The 14,912-nt window shown below is 59.8% G+C and carries 16 protein-coding genes; 10 read left to right on the forward strand and 6 right to left on the reverse strand.

Annotated elements, in window-relative coordinates; genetic code table 11:
- The first annotated feature begins 127 nt into the window (after positions 1-127).
- The 6 genes from hemC to JFU47_RS18410 all read left to right on the forward strand — a co-directional run bounded on the left by hemC (position 128) and on the right by JFU47_RS18410 (position 5,655).
- Complete coding sequence (gene hemC, locus JFU47_RS18385; protein WP_008150280.1) at positions 128-1,069, forward strand: hydroxymethylbilane synthase; 942 nt, start codon at positions 128-130, stop codon at positions 1,067-1,069.
- Complete coding sequence (locus JFU47_RS18390) at positions 1,066-1,833, forward strand: uroporphyrinogen-III synthase (protein WP_201184754.1); 768 nt, start codon at positions 1,066-1,068, stop codon at positions 1,831-1,833. The genes hemC and JFU47_RS18390 overlap by 4 nt, the downstream gene beginning before the upstream one ends.
- A 16-nt stretch (positions 1,834-1,849) precedes the next feature.
- Positions 1,850-3,001 (forward strand): uroporphyrinogen-III C-methyltransferase, encoded by a 1,152-nt coding sequence (locus tag JFU47_RS18395; protein WP_201184756.1) that lies wholly within the window; start codon positions 1,850-1,852, stop codon positions 2,999-3,001.
- Positions 2,998-4,236 (forward strand): heme biosynthesis protein HemY, encoded by a 1,239-nt coding sequence (locus JFU47_RS18400; RefSeq protein ID WP_201184758.1) that lies wholly within the window; start codon positions 2,998-3,000, stop codon positions 4,234-4,236. Before JFU47_RS18395 ends, JFU47_RS18400 begins: the two co-directional genes overlap by 4 nt.
- Positions 4,237-4,465: 229 nt before the next feature.
- Positions 4,466-5,017, forward strand: coding sequence for a disulfide bond formation protein B (locus tag JFU47_RS18405; RefSeq protein WP_140675386.1), 552 nt, complete (start codon positions 4,466-4,468; stop codon positions 5,015-5,017).
- 179 nt (positions 5,018-5,196) lie between these two features.
- Positions 5,197-5,655 carry an Rsd/AlgQ family anti-sigma factor gene (locus JFU47_RS18410; protein WP_033053386.1) on the forward strand — a complete coding sequence of 153 codons (459 nt, stop codon included), beginning with the start codon at positions 5,197-5,199 and terminating at the stop codon, positions 5,653-5,655.
- Positions 5,656-5,718: 63 nt separating this feature from the next.
- On the opposite strand, the gene JFU47_RS18415 is transcribed toward JFU47_RS18410, so the two are convergent.
- Positions 5,719-6,384 carry an FKBP-type peptidyl-prolyl cis-trans isomerase gene (locus JFU47_RS18415; RefSeq protein WP_140893285.1) on the reverse strand — a complete coding sequence of 222 codons (666 nt, stop codon included), beginning with the start codon at positions 6,382-6,384 and terminating at the stop codon, positions 5,719-5,721.
- Positions 6,385-6,576: 192 nt separating this feature from the next.
- Here JFU47_RS18415 and JFU47_RS18420 point away from each other — a divergent pair, with 192 nt between their 5' ends.
- Complete coding sequence (locus tag JFU47_RS18420) at positions 6,577-7,698, forward strand: AlgP family protein (RefSeq protein WP_140675379.1); 1,122 nt, start codon at positions 6,577-6,579, stop codon at positions 7,696-7,698.
- Here JFU47_RS18420 and JFU47_RS18425 read toward each other — a convergent pair.
- Entirely contained in the window at positions 7,695-8,159 is a 465-nt protein-coding gene (locus JFU47_RS18425) for a TIGR02444 family protein (protein WP_140893286.1), read from the reverse strand. The two genes, JFU47_RS18420 and JFU47_RS18425, sit on opposite strands and share 4 nt — an antisense overlap.
- 50 nt (positions 8,160-8,209) lie before the next feature.
- Between JFU47_RS18425 and JFU47_RS18430 the strand changes: the two genes are divergently transcribed.
- The 3 genes from JFU47_RS18430 to rhtB all read left to right on the forward strand — a co-directional run bounded on the left by JFU47_RS18430 (position 8,210) and on the right by rhtB (position 11,567).
- Positions 8,210-10,120 (forward strand): ATP-binding cassette domain-containing protein, encoded by a 1,911-nt coding sequence (locus JFU47_RS18430; protein WP_046045102.1) that lies wholly within the window; start codon positions 8,210-8,212, stop codon positions 10,118-10,120.
- Positions 10,120-10,701: a mechanosensitive ion channel family protein gene (locus tag JFU47_RS18435; protein ID WP_201184760.1), complete on the forward strand. Its 582-nt coding sequence runs from the start codon at positions 10,120-10,122 to the stop codon at positions 10,699-10,701. Before JFU47_RS18430 ends, JFU47_RS18435 begins: the two co-directional genes overlap by 1 nt.
- Positions 10,702-10,934: 233 nt before the next feature.
- Positions 10,935-11,567, forward strand: coding sequence for a homoserine/homoserine lactone efflux protein (gene rhtB / locus JFU47_RS18440; RefSeq protein ID WP_123365086.1), 633 nt, complete (start codon positions 10,935-10,937; stop codon positions 11,565-11,567).
- Between the two features lie 54 nt (positions 11,568-11,621).
- On the opposite strand, the gene JFU47_RS18445 is transcribed toward rhtB, so the two are convergent.
- From JFU47_RS18445 to JFU47_RS18460, 4 genes are read right to left on the reverse strand one after another with little or no spacing between them, the layout of a single operon-like run.
- Positions 11,622-12,365, reverse strand: coding sequence for a penicillin-binding protein activator LpoB (locus JFU47_RS18445; protein WP_140893287.1), 744 nt, complete (start codon positions 12,363-12,365; stop codon positions 11,622-11,624).
- A 3-nt stretch (positions 12,366-12,368) separates the two neighbouring features.
- Positions 12,369-12,959, reverse strand: coding sequence for a penicillin-binding protein activator LpoB (lpoB, locus tag JFU47_RS18450; protein ID WP_123365088.1), 591 nt, complete (start codon positions 12,957-12,959; stop codon positions 12,369-12,371).
- Between the two features lie 23 nt (positions 12,960-12,982).
- Positions 12,983-13,357 carry a YcfL family protein gene (locus tag JFU47_RS18455; RefSeq protein WP_123365089.1) on the reverse strand — a complete coding sequence of 125 codons (375 nt, stop codon included), beginning with the start codon at positions 13,355-13,357 and terminating at the stop codon, positions 12,983-12,985.
- Between the two features lie 12 nt (positions 13,358-13,369).
- Positions 13,370-14,767, reverse strand: a complete 1,398-nt coding sequence (locus JFU47_RS18460; protein WP_201184762.1) for a COG3014 family protein — start codon at positions 14,765-14,767, stop codon at positions 13,370-13,372.
- Between the last annotated feature and the right edge of the window lie 145 nt (positions 14,768-14,912).

Here is a 14,912-nt window from a genome sequence, read left to right on the forward strand (position 1 = left end):
ACGGGCGGGTTTCATCCCGTTTGCTGGATGTCTGAGGCCAGGGAGGCCACGCGTTTTCTGATACAAGTCAAAGTGGATTTGGTTGAGCTGTTATTATCCGCCGTATCTATTCAGTACGGATTGATCCATGTCCTCTCGCGAAATCCGCATCGCCACCCGTAAAAGTGCACTCGCCCTGTGGCAGGCCGAATACGTCAAAGCCCGTCTGGAAGAAGCCCATCCGGGTCTGCTCGTGACGTTGGTGCCCATGGTCAGTCGCGGTGACAAGTTGCTCGACTCGCCACTGTCGAAAATCGGCGGCAAGGGCCTGTTCGTCAAAGAACTGGAAACCGCGCTGTTGGAAAACGAAGCCGACATTGCGGTGCACTCGATGAAAGACGTGCCGATGGACTTCCCTGAAGGCCTCGGTCTGTTTTGCATCTGCGAGCGCGAAGACCCGCGTGATGCCTTCGTTTCCAATACCTACGCCAGCCTGGACGAATTGCCGCAAGGCAGCATCGTCGGCACCTCCAGCCTGCGCCGTCAGGCCCAGTTGCTGACCCGTCGTCCGGACCTGGAAATTCGCTTCCTGCGCGGCAACGTCAACACGCGCCTGGCCAAGCTCGATGCCGGCGAATACGACGCCATTATCCTCGCCGCCGCCGGCCTGATTCGCCTGGGCTTTGAAGATCGGATTACCTCGGCCATCAGCGTCGACGACAGTCTGCCGGCCGGTGGCCAAGGTGCGGTGGGTATCGAATGCCGCAGCGTCGACAGCGAAATTCACGCGCTGTTGGCACCGCTGCACCATCAGGACACCGCCACCCGCGTGACGGCCGAACGTGCTCTCAACAAACATCTGAATGGCGGCTGCCAAGTACCGATCGCCTGCTATGCCGTGCTTGAAGGCGAGCAGATCTGGTTGCGTGGTCTTGTCGGTGATCCGAACGGCGGTCTGCTGCTCAGCGCCGAGGCTCGTGCGCCACGTAGCGATGCCGAAGCCTTGGGCGTGCAAGTGGCTGAAGACCTGCTGAGTCAAGGCGCCAACGACATTCTGAAAGCAGTTTACGGCGAGGCAGGTCACGAGTGACGGGCTGGCGCCTGCTGCTGACGCGTCCCGCGGATGAGTCGGCGGCGCTGAGCTGTCTTTTGGCCGAAAAGGGGATTTTCAGCAGCTGTTTGCCGCTTTTGGAGATCGAGCCGATTCCTGCCTCTGACACAATGCGCGAGGTGATTCAGGGGCTGGATCGCTATTGCGCGGTGATCGTGGTCAGTAAACCGGCCGCCAGAATTGCTGTGGATCTGCTCGACAGGTATCGGTCGCAACCCCCTCGTTTGAAGTGGTTCAGCGTGGGGGCAGCCACCGCGCAGATCCTCGAGGATCGCGGGTTGGACATCAGCTTTCCGGTGGATGGCGATGACAGCGAAGCCTTGCTTGAACTTCCTCAGTTGCGCGAGGCAATCGCGCGGCCCGGTCCACGCGTGCTGATCATGCGCGGGGAGGGCGGGCGCGAGTTGCTGGCTGAGCGTTTGCGCGAGCTTGGTGCTAGTGTCGAGTATCTGGAGTTGTACCGCCGCGACCTGCCGCAATACCCGCCGGCAGTGCTGCCTGACCTGATCGAAGCGGAACGCTTGAACGGGCTGGTGGTCAGCAGTGGACAGGGTTTTGAGCACCTGCATCAATTGGCCGGCGATGCCTGGCCGCAATTGGCGCGGTTGCCGTTGTTTGTTCCAAGTCCCAGGGTCGCCGAGCTGGCACGTGCCGCCGGGGCCCAAACAGTTGTGGATTGTCGTGGCGCCAGTGCCGCGGCTTTGCTGACGGCGTTACGGGAGCATCCCGGACCCGTTCTCTAATGCAAAGGATGGATACGTGAGCGAAACAGCCTTGCCTAAAGATGACGTCCAGCCAGTGCTCGATGCACCGGTTGAAGCACCGGTTGAAACAGGGTCTGCTGCAGTGCAGCGCCGAGGCAATGGGCTGGCAATCGTCGCGCTGCTGCTGGGCGCTGCCGGTGTCGCCGTGGGCGGTTGGGGAGTCTGGCAGGTGCGTCACCTGCAAGCCAATACTCAACTGCAGTTGAGTCAGGTCCAGGCATTGAGCGATCAGGCACAGGACCTGAAGCTCAATGAACAACGTCTGACTGCTCGCCTGGAACAAATGCCTGCCGCCGCCGAGCTCGATGCGCGCAGTCGTTTGGTCACTCAACTTCAAGGCGATCAGCAACGCTTGAATCAACGTCTGGAAACGGTTCTCGGCGCCAGCCGCAAGGATTGGCGTCTGGCCGAGGCCGAGCACCTGCTGCGTCTGGCCAGCCTGCGTCTTTCCGCGTTGCAGGACATCAGCAGTGCCCAGGCTTTGGTGCAGGGCGCCGATGAAATTCTGCGCGAACAGAACGATCCGGGTTCCTTTGCCGCTCGCGAGCAAGTGGCCAAAACGCTGGTGGCATTGCGTAGCACCCAACAGCCGGATCGCACCGGTCTTTTCCTTCGACTGGGGGCGCTGCGCGATCAGGTAATCAGCCTCACCGAGCTGGCACCCGAGTACAAGGACCGTGGTGAATCCCTGTTGGGGCTCACCGCCGATGGCGACGGCGCCAGTCGTTGGGCGCAATGGTGGGATCAGGTCTCGCGCTACATCCGCATCGACTTTAACGCCGACAAGAATGTGCGTCCGTTGCTGGCCGGGCAGAGCCTGAGCCAGGTGCGCCTGGCCCTGAGCCTGGCGCTGGAGCAGGCGCAATGGGCCGCGCTCAATGGCCAGGCCGTGGTTTATACCCAGGCGCTGGCCGAAGCGCGGGACGTGCTCAAGGGCAACTTCAACCCGGACAACCCTCAGAGCAAAGTGATGCTTGAGCAGGTTGGCGAGTTGAGCAAGCAACCGGTCACCGTCGTCACGCCAGACCTGACCGGCACGCTGAGTGCGGTTCAGGGGTATTTGGAGCGGCGTAATGTCAACGCCGAGGACTCGATCAAACCGATGGCCAAACCTGCAGCGGACACCGCTCAGGAGGCGACGCCATGAAACGCCTCTATGTGATCGTGTTCCTGGTGATCGCCGCTGCTGCTGCGCTGGGGCTGGCGATTGCCGAGCATTCCGGTTACGTGCTGATCGCCTATAAAAGCTTCCGTTACGAATCGAGCCTGTGGGCAACTCTGGCGTTGGTCGCCGTGCTCTGGCTGGTGTTCTGGGGCATCAAGGCGTTGATCGAATTGGTGACGACCTCCAGCGGCGTGGTCAATCCCTGGTCGCGGCGCAATCGCAGTCGCCGTGTGCAGGTGGCGATTGAGCACGGTCAGCTGGACCTGGCCGAAGGTCGCTGGGCCAGTGCGCAGCGCCATCTGCATCGGGCTGCGGAAGCCGAGCGCCAGCCTCTGCTTTACTACCTTGGCGCTGCCCGGGCCGCGAACGAACAAGGTCAATATGAGGAAAGCGACAACCTGCTGGAGCGCGCTCTAGAGCGACAACCCCAGGCAGAGTTGGCGATTGCCCTGAGCCACGCGCAATTGCAGACTGACCGCGGCGATACCGAAGGCGCCCTGGTGACCCTGCAGGCCATGCACGAGCGTCATCCTCATAACGTCCAGACCTTGCGCCAGTTACAGCGCTTGCACCAACAGCGGGGCGAATGGTCGGCGGTGATTCGTCTGCTGCCGGAGCTACGCAAGGACAAAGTCCTGCCGCCGGCCGAGCTGGCCGAACTGGAACGCCGGGCCTGGGGTGAGAACCTGTCCCTGGCGGCGCATCAGGAAGAAGACGGGACGGTCGGCTTGCAATCGCTCAATCGCGCCTGGCAGCAGTTGACCTCAGCTCAACGTCAGGAGCCGCAACTGGTGCTCGCTTATGCCGAGCAACTTCGGCAACTGGGTGCTCAGGTCGAGGCCGAAGAGATCCTGCGAACGGCGCTCAAACGCAACTACGACAGTCATCTGGCGCGCCTCTATGGACTCGTTCGCGGTAGCGATCCGGCACGTCAACTGCACACCGCCGAGGGCTGGCTCAAGGATCATCCGGCCGACCCGAGCCTGCTGCTGACCTTGGGGCGCTTGTGTCTGCAAAGCAGCCTTTGGGGCAAGGCCCGGGATTATCTGGAAAGCAGCTTGCGCGTGCAGCGCAACCCGGAAGCCTGCGCGGAACTGGCGCGGCTGCTGGCGCAGCTGGGTGACACCGAGCGCAGCAATCAGTTGTTCCAGGAGGGCTTGGGCTTGTTGGACGAGCGCTTGCTGGCGGCACCGTTGCCGGTTCCTGTTCACGCTTGAAGAGTGGATGACGGGTCGCTCGAAGGAGCGATCCAGTTGCCTGCAAACTGTCGGGATTTTACCTTTGTAGTCCGTCAGCGGCAGAGTCCTACAGAGGACTACACCTAATCCTCTCGTTCCTGTCGGGAATTCCCTACACTTCTGTTGAAGTGTCCCCGCTGGCCTGCCTTGAAAGGCTGCCGCGCTTTCCTCTACCGTAACCGCCTGTCTCTACTGTTACGGAAATGCCATGTCTTTGGCCTGCTCACGCTCCTTGTTTTTCATGGCTTTCATTGCAGGTGCCCTGGCCTTGGGCGTGTCCTATTACCTGGAATATGCGGTCGGCCTCAAGCCTTGCGGGTTGTGCCTGTTACAGCGCTTTTGCCTCGCGTTGCTCACAGGTATCTGCCTGGTGGCTTCGGTGCATGGGCCGGGCCGCTTCGGGTCTTTCCTGTATTGGATGCTCGCGCTGTTTTGCAGTATGGCGGGTACGGTCACGGCGTGGCGGCAGGTATTGCTGCAGAGCGATCCAATGCATCAGCTGTTGACGTGCTCGCCCAATCTGGCAGTTCAGTACGAGGACATGCCCTGGTTTTGTCAGGTGACGCAGATGTTTAAAGGGGAGGCAGAGTGCGCGGAGATTTCCTGGACACTGTTCGACCTGAGCATTCCTGAATGGAGTCTGCTGTTCTTCATGGCGATGACAATTCTGGGAATTTATCAGCTGCTGCGCGTTGTCTGGAAAGCCTGTCTGCGACCGCCCAGCGGCGGTTCGTCGCACCGGGCGCCGGCGGGTGATTAAACACTTGTATGAACTTTATCTCCTGCGTACCTTGAAGCCATTGTCGCGCGGGCATAATCTGGCCCGCACGTGTCATTGGAATTATGTTGCTCGAATGACGCTCTGCCTGGCCGATACTTGACCTTCAAGTGTGGCGACGGGTGTAGGGCAGCATGACCCACAAGGGAAGAGAGATCACCATGCTCGAAAGTTGTCAGAATGCTCAGGAACGTTGGGGTGGAGTGCATCTGCTGATCGATCGCTGGTTGCAGGAGCGTCACGAGCTGGTTCGGGCCTATGATGCTCTCGGCGCCAAGCCTGAGGCACTGGGTGAGAACCGTAAGCCGTTGCAGGAATTCTGCGGCGTGCTGGTCGATTACGTGTCTGCCGGGCACTTCGAGATCTACGAACAGCTGACCGGTGAAGCCAAAGCGTTTGGTGACACTCGCGGGCTTGAGTTGGCCGAGACCATCTACCCTCGCATCGATGTCATCACCGAGAAGCTGCTAGCGTTCAATGACCTGTGTGATGCAGGTCAATGCGTGGCAGAGAAATTCAAAGAGCTGGGTGGCCTGTTGCACGAGCGCTTCGAGCTGGAAGACTGCCTGATCGAAGTGCTGCACACCGCTCACAAGGAAGAGGACCCGGTTCAGGCCTGAACCCCCTTCCTGCAAAACCTCCAAAAACGGTGCGCTATGCGCGCCGTTTTTCGTTTCCGCTATTCAGCCTGTGGCACCGCGCAATTCAACTTCGAATACCAGCGGTGTGAACGGTGCAATCAGGTCGCCGGCACCTTCGGCGCCATAGGCTTCGGCCGATGGAATCACCAAGCGCCATTTCGCACCGACCGGCATTTGCTGCAACGCGCTGCGCCATCCGCTGATCACGCTGTCGAGACTGAACCACTGCGGCTGACTGTTCTGATCGAACACCGTGCCGTCGGGAAGACGACCGACATACAGCACCTGGACTTTGCCGTTGGGGCCAGCTTTGGCACCCGTGCCTGGCGCCAACTCCGTTAGCAATATTCCATCGGCCAGCTCACGAACGCCCGGTTTGGTTTTCTCCTCAGCGAGAAAAGCCTGCTCTTTTTCGAGGGCAACTTCGCTTTGCGGCATGCTCGGTTGCAAGGCGACCTGGGCTTCGTGCTCGGCAAGAATCTGTTCGATCTGCTCATCTTTCAGCGCCAGGGGTTTGCCTTGATAAGCTTGTTGCAAGCCTTCGATCAGCGCCTGAAGTTGCAGATCGGGAACCTCCTGGCGCAGGCGTTCGCCGAGGCTTGCGCCCAGGCTGTAAGAGAGATCATGAGTGTCATTTTCTTTGGTTTTTTCGGCGGCCTGGGCCACGGAAAAAAACACGCACAGTGATAAAAAAAGGTAGCGCGACATGGGCACTCTCCGACCTGAGATGCGGTGGATTATGCCAGTGTGAATGCGCTCGACGGTGAACTGGTTTTGCGCAAGCGCAGAAGAATTTCAATCCGTTGCAACGCAGCGCTTTGGATACTGTCAACATGCCCTAGCGGCGGTAGCAGCAGAGGTCTAGTATGAGCCGCACCCACGTCAGCCAGGAGGTAAACCATGTCGGCCACCAAGAAGCCTGTAAATACTCCGTTGCACTTACTCCAACAACTCTCGGGCAGCTTGCTCGAGCACTTGGAAAACGCTTGTTCCCAAGCCTTGGCTGATGCTGAAAAACTGCTCGCCAAACTGGAAAAGCAACGCGGAAAAGCGCAAGAAAAATTGCACAAGTCCCGTACCAAATTGCAGGACGCTGCGGCGGCCGGCAAGGCCAAGGCACAAGCCAAAGCCAAGGGAGCGGTGAAGGAGCTTGAGGACTTGCTCGATGCCCTCAAGGATCGTCAATCCGAAACTCGCAGCTACATTCTGCAACTCAAGCGCGATGCTCAAGAAAGCCTGAAACTGGCCCAGGGCGTCGGTCGTGTACAAGAGGCTGTCGGCAAGGCGTTGTCCCTGCGTTCGGCCAAGCCTGCTGCGGCTCCTGCCAAGAAAGCCGCTGCCAAACCGGCTGCTGCAAAAGCACCGGCCAAGTCTGCCGCCAAACCGGCTGCCAAAGCACCGGTGAAAGCCGCAGCAAAACCTGCCGCTAAACCTGCGGCGAAAAAACCAGTCGCTGCAAGCGCTGCAAAACCGGCTGCAAAAACAGCCGCCGCCAAACCTGCCGCCAAGCCAGCCGCTGCCAAAAAAGCTGCCGCTAAACCGGCTGCAAGAACCGCTGCTGCTAAACCGGCGGTGGCGAAAACTGCAGCGGCGAAAGCAGCTGCCAAACCGGCCGCAAAACCAACGGCTAGAACTGCCGCTGCGAAACCTGCTGCCAAGCCTGCCGCGAAATCAGTCGCGACTAAAACAGCTGCCAAGCCAGCTGCAAAACCAGCTGCAAAAGCTGCAGCCAAACCGGCTGCCAAAACTGCTGCTGCAAAACCTGCTGCAGCCAAGCCAGCCACTGCTGCAAAACCTGCTGCAGCGAAACCAGCAGCCAAACCTGCCGCTGCCAAACCGGCTGCAAAACCAGCGGTGAAAAAACCGGTTGCCGCCAAGCCGGCCGCCGCGCCAGTTGCCAAGCCAGCCAACCCGGCTCCGGTAGCAACATCTGCTTTAGCAGCAGCCACCTCGACAGCCACGCCAGCACCAACGCCGGCCGCCGCATCGATCGCAGCAACCACCCCACCCAGCGCTTCCTAAGTGCTGCTTACCGCGACGCGCAGCTGATGCAGCGCGTCGCGGTCCAGGTGGGCGGCGCCTGCCGTTACACCTTCCAGCCAGGCCGATAGATCGGTCGCCTCACCTTGCGGCCAACTCAACGCCGATCGTTCCAGTCGCACCAACAGATGTCGCTCGGCTTCCAGTTCGAGTGCCTTCACTTGCTCGCGCAAAGCATTCAGTTCGCTATCGTCGGTGGCAACGGCTTTCCAATTCACCCGCAAGGCTCGCAGCGGTTGCACCACGTCTGCGTCCCACGGCTCGGCCGCGCTACGCAGTTGCTGCAATCGTTGTTCGTTGCAGGCGACGCCACGTTCTCCCAGCCACAGTCCGCAGAGCAGCAAGCACACATTGATACCCGCCGACTGTAATTGCAGGCATGCGGGTTCAACGCCGGGACGGGCGTAAGTACTAAGGGAAAAGCTCCACAGGTCAGAGGACATAGTGCTACTCGCGCCAGTTGCGAGCGAAGCTGGTAGACTCCGCCGCCATTATGATTCGACTTCAGAACCTGACTTTACAGCGTGGCCCTCAACGTCTGCTAGAAGACGCCGAGCTGACCCTGCACGCCGGCCACAAAGCCGGCCTCATCGGTGCCAACGGCGCCGGCAAATCGAGCCTGTTCGCCTTGCTTCTGGGTGACCTGCACCCGGACTCGGGTGATTGCTTCCTGCCGGCGGACTGGCGCATCGCCCACATGCGCCAGGAGATCGACACCCTAGATCGGGTAGCGGTCGACTATGTGCTCGATGGCGACCTGCGTCTGCGCGAGGTGCAACGTGACCTCGCGGCAGCCGAAGCGGCCCATGACGGTACCGCTCAGGCCCGCCTGCACTCGGAACTCGACAGCGCCGACGGTTACACCGCCGATGCCCGGGCCCGAAAACTGCTGGCTGGCCTTGGGTTCACCAATGAACAGATGGATCGCCAGGTAGGAGATTTCTCTGGTGGTTGGCGGATGCGTCTGAACCTGGCGCAGGCTTTGATGTGCCCTTCGGACTTGTTGTTGCTCGACGAACCGACCAACCACTTGGACCTCGACGCCATCATCTGGCTCGAAGAGTGGCTCAAAAGCTATCCCGGCACCTTGATGCTGATTTCCCACGACCGGGACTTCCTCGATGCCGTGGTCGATCATGTGGCCCACGTCGATCAGCGCAAGATCACCCTGTATCGCGGTGGTTATAGCGCCTTTGAACGCGCCCGTGCCGAACGTCTGGCCCAGCAACAGCAGGCCTACGAGAAGCAGCAGGCGCAACGTGCGCACATGGAAAGCTACATCGCCCGCTTCAAGGCCCAGGCCACCAAGGCCCGTCAGGCCCAGAGCCGGATCAAGGCGCTGGAGCGGATGGAAGAACTGTCCGCCGCCCACGTCGATTCGCCATTCGATTTCGTTTTCCGCGAATCAGTGAAAATCTCCAGTCCGTTGATTGACCTCTCCGACGCCCGACTGGGTTACGGCGAGCGAGCCGTGCTGGAGAAGGTCAAGCTGCAACTGACCCCCGGTGCGCGGATCGGTTTGCTTGGCCCGAACGGTGCCGGTAAATCGACCCTGATCAAAAACCTTGCCGGTGAACTTGAGCCGTTGTCCGGCCGCCTGACCCGTGGCGAGAACACCGTCGTTGGCTACTTCGCCCAACATCAGCTGGACTCACTCGACTCCAAGGCCAGCCCGTTGCTGCATATGCAGCGCCTGGCGCCGACCGAGCGCGAGCAGACGCTGCGCGACTTCCTTGGTGGTTTCGACTTCCGCGGCGCGCGTATCGATGAGCCGGTGCTGAACTTCTCCGGTGGCGAAAAGGCCCGACTGGCGCTGGCATTGATCGCCTGGGGCCGGCCGAACCTGTTGCTGCTCGACGAACCGACCAACCACCTGGACCTGGAAATGCGCCTTGCGCTGACCATGGCTCTTCAGGAATTCAGTGGCGCGGTACTGGTGGTCTCCCACGATCGCCATTTGCTCAAAAGCACCACTGACAATTTCTATCTGGTGGCGGACGGCAAGGTCGAGGAGTTCGACGGCGACCTGGAAGACTACACCCGTTGGCTGGTGGACTACCGTCAGCGCAACGCCCCGGTCAGCAATACGCCGGTCAACCCGGACAAGACCGACAAGAAAGCCCAGCGCCAGGCGGCGGCTGCGTTGCGTCAGCAACTGGCACCGCACAAGCGCGAGGCTGACAAGCTCGAAGCCGAGCTGGGCAAGCTGCACGAGAAACTGGCGAAGATCGATACCAGCCTCGGCGACAGCGACATTTACGAGCCGGCGCGCAAGAACGATTTGCGTGATCTGCTGGCCGAACAGGCCAAGCTGAAGGTCCGTGAAGCCGAGCTGGAAGAAGCCTGGATGGAAGCGCTGGAATTGCTTGAAAGCATGCAGGCGGAGCTGGAGGCTCTGTCTTGATGGAAGCCTTCAAGCTGCCATTGCCTGCTGTGTGGATCGAGCCGATCTGGCTCTTCGTGCAGATCCTGCTGATTCTGTTGGCGGGATATGTTGCCCAGCGTTGCGTTGCCAAGTGCCTGACTCGCCTGGGTGAGCGCTATCCGTTGCCGCCGCAATTGCTGATGCCGCTGCGCGGTGGCCTGCGCTGGCTGATCATGGGCAGCGCGCTGATCTTCGTGCTGGAACGCCTCGGGGTGTCGGCGACGGTGCTCTGGACCGCGTTGTCCGGGTTTGTCGCGGTAGCGGCAGTGGCGTTCTTCGCCATGTGGAGTGTGCTCTCCAATCTGCTTTGCGCGATCCTGATCTTCACCGTCGGCCCGTTTCGCCTGGGTGACGTGGTCGAGTTGGTGGACACCACCGACAAGCCCGGCGTCAAAGGCCGGGTGGTGGCGATCAACCTGCTCTACACCACGCTGATCGAAGCCGAAGAACTCGGCACCGGCAGTGCCATGGTGCAAGTGCCCAACAGCCTGTTCTTCCAGCGCTCGGTGCGACGCTGGCGCGGCAGCGATTTATTTCCTTCCAGCGGTTTCGAAAAGTAAGTCTTTTGTCGTCTGACCTATCGCTTTCGTCGGAACGCCGCCCGGAGCAGGCTCGCTCCCACAGTAGATCTGTGGCGCTCACAAATTCCATGTGGGAGCGAGCCTGCTCGCGAAAGGGCCCTACAGCTGTAAACGCTGGTCGGCTTCAACTCTGTCCTGCAAAAAATCGGTAGTCATCGGCCCAAAGCCGCATTAGCTTAGACGTCTGTCACGAGTCTGAGTCGAGGTGTGCAATGGAGCTTCAAACATGGCTGGCGTTTTTTGCCGCCTGCTGGGTGATCAGCCTATCCCCCGGTGCCGGCGCCATTGCGTCGATGTCCAGCGGTCTGCGATACGGGTTCTGGCGCGGTTATTGGAACGCCTTGGGCCTGCAACTGGGTCTGGCGGTGCAGATTGCGATTGTCGGTGCTGGTGTTGGCGCGATTCTCACGGCCTCGGCCACGGCCTTCTATGCGATCAAATGGTTCGGTGTCGCCTATCTGGTTTACCTTGCGATCAAGCAATGGCGTGCGCTGCCCAGCGACATGAGCGATGACGCGGCCGTGCGTCAGATTGGCAAGCCGATGGCCCTGGTGTTCCGCGGTTTTCTGGTGAACATCAGCAACCCCAAGGCGCTGGTGTTCATGCTGGCGGTGTTGCCGCAGTTCATTGATCCGCATGCGCCGCTGCTGATCCAGTACCTGATCATTGGTGTGACCATGGTCTGCGTTGATCTGATCGTCATGGCCGGTTACACCGGACTTGCATCGAAGGTGCTGCGAATGTTGCGCACGCCCAAGCAGCAGAGACGCATGAACCGCACGTTTGCCGGGCTGTTCATTGGTGCGGCGGCATTCATGGCGACCCTTCGCAAAGCCGTGGTGTAAAACCGCCAGGCACAAAAAAGGCGACCCTTGGGGTCGCCTTTTTTGTTTCACGGATCAGCGCAGGATGACCGGCGCGGTATCCGGTGGCAGGTCATTGCGCGGCTCCGGTTGTCCTGACGGCTCATAACTTCCATCCCCGAGCTGTTCGCTCAATTGTCGGGCAACATCCTCGCCCAGAGACCGGGAAACTTCACGCACTACCCGCGGGCGGTTCAATGAAACGTGGATATCCCGGTTGTTCACCAGTTTGGTGTCCTGAGCCTCGCCCATGGCGGTAAAGGCCGAGGTTATCTCGTAAGTCCTGGTGTTGATCAGGCTGAAGTCGGCCACCAAGGTCAGTGCCAGCACTGCCGAATAGCTGTCGGTATTGGCCAGCTCGTTCATGTCCTGGGTGAAGTCGATGTCCGACAGCGTGCCGAACAGCACGTAGTCGGCACCCTTGAAGTGGCCGGCCTTGATGCGTTTGATCACGTCATACACATCGCTTTTAGCGCTGGTGGTGTAGGGCGTGCCCTGAATCAGCTGGAACATCCCGGTTTTGAGCATCTGACCTTTGATGTCACCACTGAAACGCCTGATTTCGGTCTGTTCCAGATAGCTGTTCTGCGTCGTGTACTCGTCATAGCTGGACGAGCCACTGGTGCCGTAATAGTCCTGCTGATGATTGTCCCGGGCCGAGATCACGTGAACGTATTGATCCACGCTCGCTTCATAAGCCAAGTCGGTCACCGCGATTTTCGGGGCTGCCTGGGCGCCAACGGCGCAAGCCAGGGCCATGATGCCAATCCATGCACGCATTGCTCAGCGCTCCGTGGTCTTGCGGATTTCTTTCTCGTCCATCCACTCCGCCAGCCCGCTTTCGACGTCGATCAATTGCAGGCTGAATTTGTAGAAGACGTCCTTGTAATCGTTGCTGCGCTTAATAATCGAACTGATCGAGCCTTCCAGGCGGTAGCGGGCGGCGATCATGTTGCCGGTTTTGGCCACCGTACTTTTCTTGTACAGACCGCTCTGGTTCTGCAGTTTGAGGTGGTCGACCTGGCTCTGCATGTCTGTGTTGTCGCTGGCAAAGCGCGCGGTGCCGGAACGCATCAGTTGGGTCTTGATCGACGTGGTGATTTCGCGGGTGTCGATGTACTCGCTGGTCTTGTTCATCACGTCGTATACCTGAACCACCGGCCGCCCCTTCAGAACGCCCGACTGCGCGAGCGAGCGGGTCATGCTTTCAGCGATCATCTGCAGGTCAGTCGACCCGAATTCGTTAGTCACCAGTTCCACGGCTTTCGGGTCGCCGTAGCTGATGTTGCCACTGCCTAACACCGGCGAATGGTTGGCGGCGCAGCCACCGATCAGCAAAGCGCTCAGGGCCAGGAAGGAAGCGCGTACAAACATGGGCAAGGTCTCAAGTGGGCGGTTCACGGCGTATTGATCTCCAGGCGGAAATCCACGGCTTGTGGCACGGGAGCAATGGCCGGCACAAAACTGGTTTGCTCGGCGTACAGGGTCAAGCTTTTCCAGGTGTCGGCTTCGGCCACGGGAAAACCTTCCGGCCCCAGCCACAGATAGCGGTAGTACAAGGTTCTGTTGCGGGTGTCGGTATTGCTCAGCTGCGCGTTGACCGTCAGGAAGCCGTTTTCCCGGGCCATGCGCATCGGGCCTATGGCTACGTGTTCAAGCGGTCCCGTGGCCATGACTTTGCTGGCAGCGCTGCCCGGCTCCGGCGGCGGTGGCGGTGTGGCGCAACCGGCCAACAGGGCCAGAGCGACAACGGCGATGCATTTCAATCCCATGAAAATCTCCATTCAGGGTAGGGCAGGGCCGACTGCAGCTTGCGATGCGGGAGTGGCGTCGAGCTGCATGGCGATATCGGCGGCGTAAATCCGGTTACTCACCGCCCGAAGGCTGAAGGCTTGATGTGTCTGATCGATCTTGAACTTGAGCGGCGAAAATTCCGGCGCGTTGGGCAGCGTCAGTTGATGTACGCCTTTCTTGAGCCGCAGACGCGCCACTAATGTCTTGTCGGGCAAGGTACGCCAGCCACGTGTGTCGGCATCCTCTCGTTGCGTTTGTTCCAGGATCGCCGCCTCCAGTTTCTCGGGTCTGTGCTTTCTCAGGTAGGCCAGGTATTCGGCATTGGACCGAGCGCGATGGAGGGTGCGCTGGATGATGCCCGGCATGTCATCGCGCAAAGTGCGGCGCGACATGTCGCCGAAGCTGTTGAGCAGGGTCAGTTTCTGTTTTTTGCCGTCCACGGTGATGAAGTCCACAGGGGGCGTGGAGGTGTCGGGGACGATGATCGGAAACGACATATTGGTAATGAAGGTTTCGCCGTCGACGTCCACCGCAATCGGCACGCGAACCGAGCTGCGCGCTGGCGCAAGGCCGGTTTGCACGATCAGCAGGACATCACTCTCGCCAGCCTTCAGCGGTGATTTGTCCAGATTACGCAATGCTTGCTCGAGCAGCGGCGTGTTGGGGCGCAGTTCAACTGCCTGGCGATAACCCGGCGCGGCGAGGTCTTTTTCGCCCAGCGTTTCGTAGACGAAACCGGCCAGGTAATGGCTGAACGCACTTTGGTAGCTGTTTTTCAGCGCGACCACTTCGGGGGCATCAAGGGTCGCTACCGGGTAGCCCTGAAGGTCTTTGTACTTCAGGGAGATCCCTTTTTCTTCAGCCTGGTTTTCCAGTTTCAGGTATTGCAGGTCGCGCTTTTGGGCAATGGTTGCCTCGCGCTCGTGGGTTTTCTTGATCATGACGCGGGCGGCTGCGACGTCGGGGCTGGACAGGCAAGTCAGGGCCATTTGCGTGGTCAGGGCGACCTTCTCGAAATCGTAGCCGTCGTATAAGCGGACTTTGTCGTTAAGGGCGTAACTATTGAACTCGGTGAATTTTTTGAAGGTGTCGAACCTTGGCGAGTTTTCCCACCCCTCGATCAACCGGTCGGCGTAGTCCCACGTTTCAAAACTGCCGCTCATATCGCCGTTGAGCCGCAGCAATTCGCCTTTCTCAAAGTGATAGAGCAGATCCCCTGGCGCAATGGGATTGTTTCGCTCAAGTACGGCCAGTGCCCCGTCGAGATGCCCCGCGTTGAAGTAATCGAGTGTCTCCCCCAGTTCCTCGTTGTAGTTGCGCATGGTGGGGCAGCCGCTCAGTAGCAGGCACGCACTGAGTACAAACATGAAGCGCAGGCGGGTGGCCATTTGCTGTGTGTCTTCCTTGAAAATAAGCCGGCATGAGGCGGCAAATTATAGACTTGGATGATGGCACTTTGTTCCTGTACTTCAGCGGCCACCTCAGACAAAGCTTGAGTGAATGGCATTGGAAGTGAACAATGTGTTACTTCGT

The sequence above is a fragment of the Pseudomonas sp. TH39(2020) genome, assembly GCF_016650715.1.
Classification (GTDB): Bacteria; Pseudomonadota; Gammaproteobacteria; order Pseudomonadales; family Pseudomonadaceae; genus Aquipseudomonas; species Aquipseudomonas mandelii_C.

What these genes read in the sequence shown, in the direction of transcription:
- JFU47_RS18435 (WP_201184760.1), top strand. Translation starts at nt 10,120, where the DNA reads ATGGAAGCCTTCAAGCTGCCATTGCCTGCTGTGTGGATCGAGCCGATC.
- lpoB (WP_123365088.1), bottom strand. Translation starts at nt 12,959, where the DNA reads ATGTTTGTACGCGCTTCCTTCCTGGCCCTGAGCGCTTTGCTGATCGGT.
- JFU47_RS18460 (WP_201184762.1), bottom strand. Translation starts at nt 14,767, where the DNA reads ATGGCCACCCGCCTGCGCTTCATGTTTGTACTCAGTGCGTGCCTGCTA.
- hemC (WP_008150280.1), top strand. Translation starts at nt 128, where the DNA reads ATGTCCTCTCGCGAAATCCGCATCGCCACCCGTAAAAGTGCACTCGCC.
- JFU47_RS18455 (WP_123365089.1), bottom strand. Translation starts at nt 13,357, where the DNA reads ATGGGATTGAAATGCATCGCCGTTGTCGCTCTGGCCCTGTTGGCCGGT.
- JFU47_RS18425 (WP_140893286.1), bottom strand. Translation starts at nt 8,159, where the DNA reads ATGTCCTCTGACCTGTGGAGCTTTTCCCTTAGTACTTACGCCCGTCCC.
- JFU47_RS18415 (WP_140893285.1), bottom strand. Translation starts at nt 6,384, where the DNA reads ATGTCGCGCTACCTTTTTTTATCACTGTGCGTGTTTTTTTCCGTGGCC.
- JFU47_RS18420 (WP_140675379.1), top strand. Translation starts at nt 6,577, where the DNA reads ATGTCGGCCACCAAGAAGCCTGTAAATACTCCGTTGCACTTACTCCAA.
- JFU47_RS18400 (WP_201184758.1), top strand. Translation starts at nt 2,998, where the DNA reads ATGAAACGCCTCTATGTGATCGTGTTCCTGGTGATCGCCGCTGCTGCT.
- JFU47_RS18405 (WP_140675386.1), top strand. Translation starts at nt 4,466, where the DNA reads ATGTCTTTGGCCTGCTCACGCTCCTTGTTTTTCATGGCTTTCATTGCA.
- rhtB (WP_123365086.1), top strand. Translation starts at nt 10,935, where the DNA reads ATGGAGCTTCAAACATGGCTGGCGTTTTTTGCCGCCTGCTGGGTGATC.
- JFU47_RS18445 (WP_140893287.1), bottom strand. Translation starts at nt 12,365, where the DNA reads ATGCGTGCATGGATTGGCATCATGGCCCTGGCTTGCGCCGTTGGCGCC.
- JFU47_RS18430 (WP_046045102.1), top strand. Translation starts at nt 8,210, where the DNA reads ATGATTCGACTTCAGAACCTGACTTTACAGCGTGGCCCTCAACGTCTG.
- JFU47_RS18410 (WP_033053386.1), top strand. Translation starts at nt 5,197, where the DNA reads ATGCTCGAAAGTTGTCAGAATGCTCAGGAACGTTGGGGTGGAGTGCAT.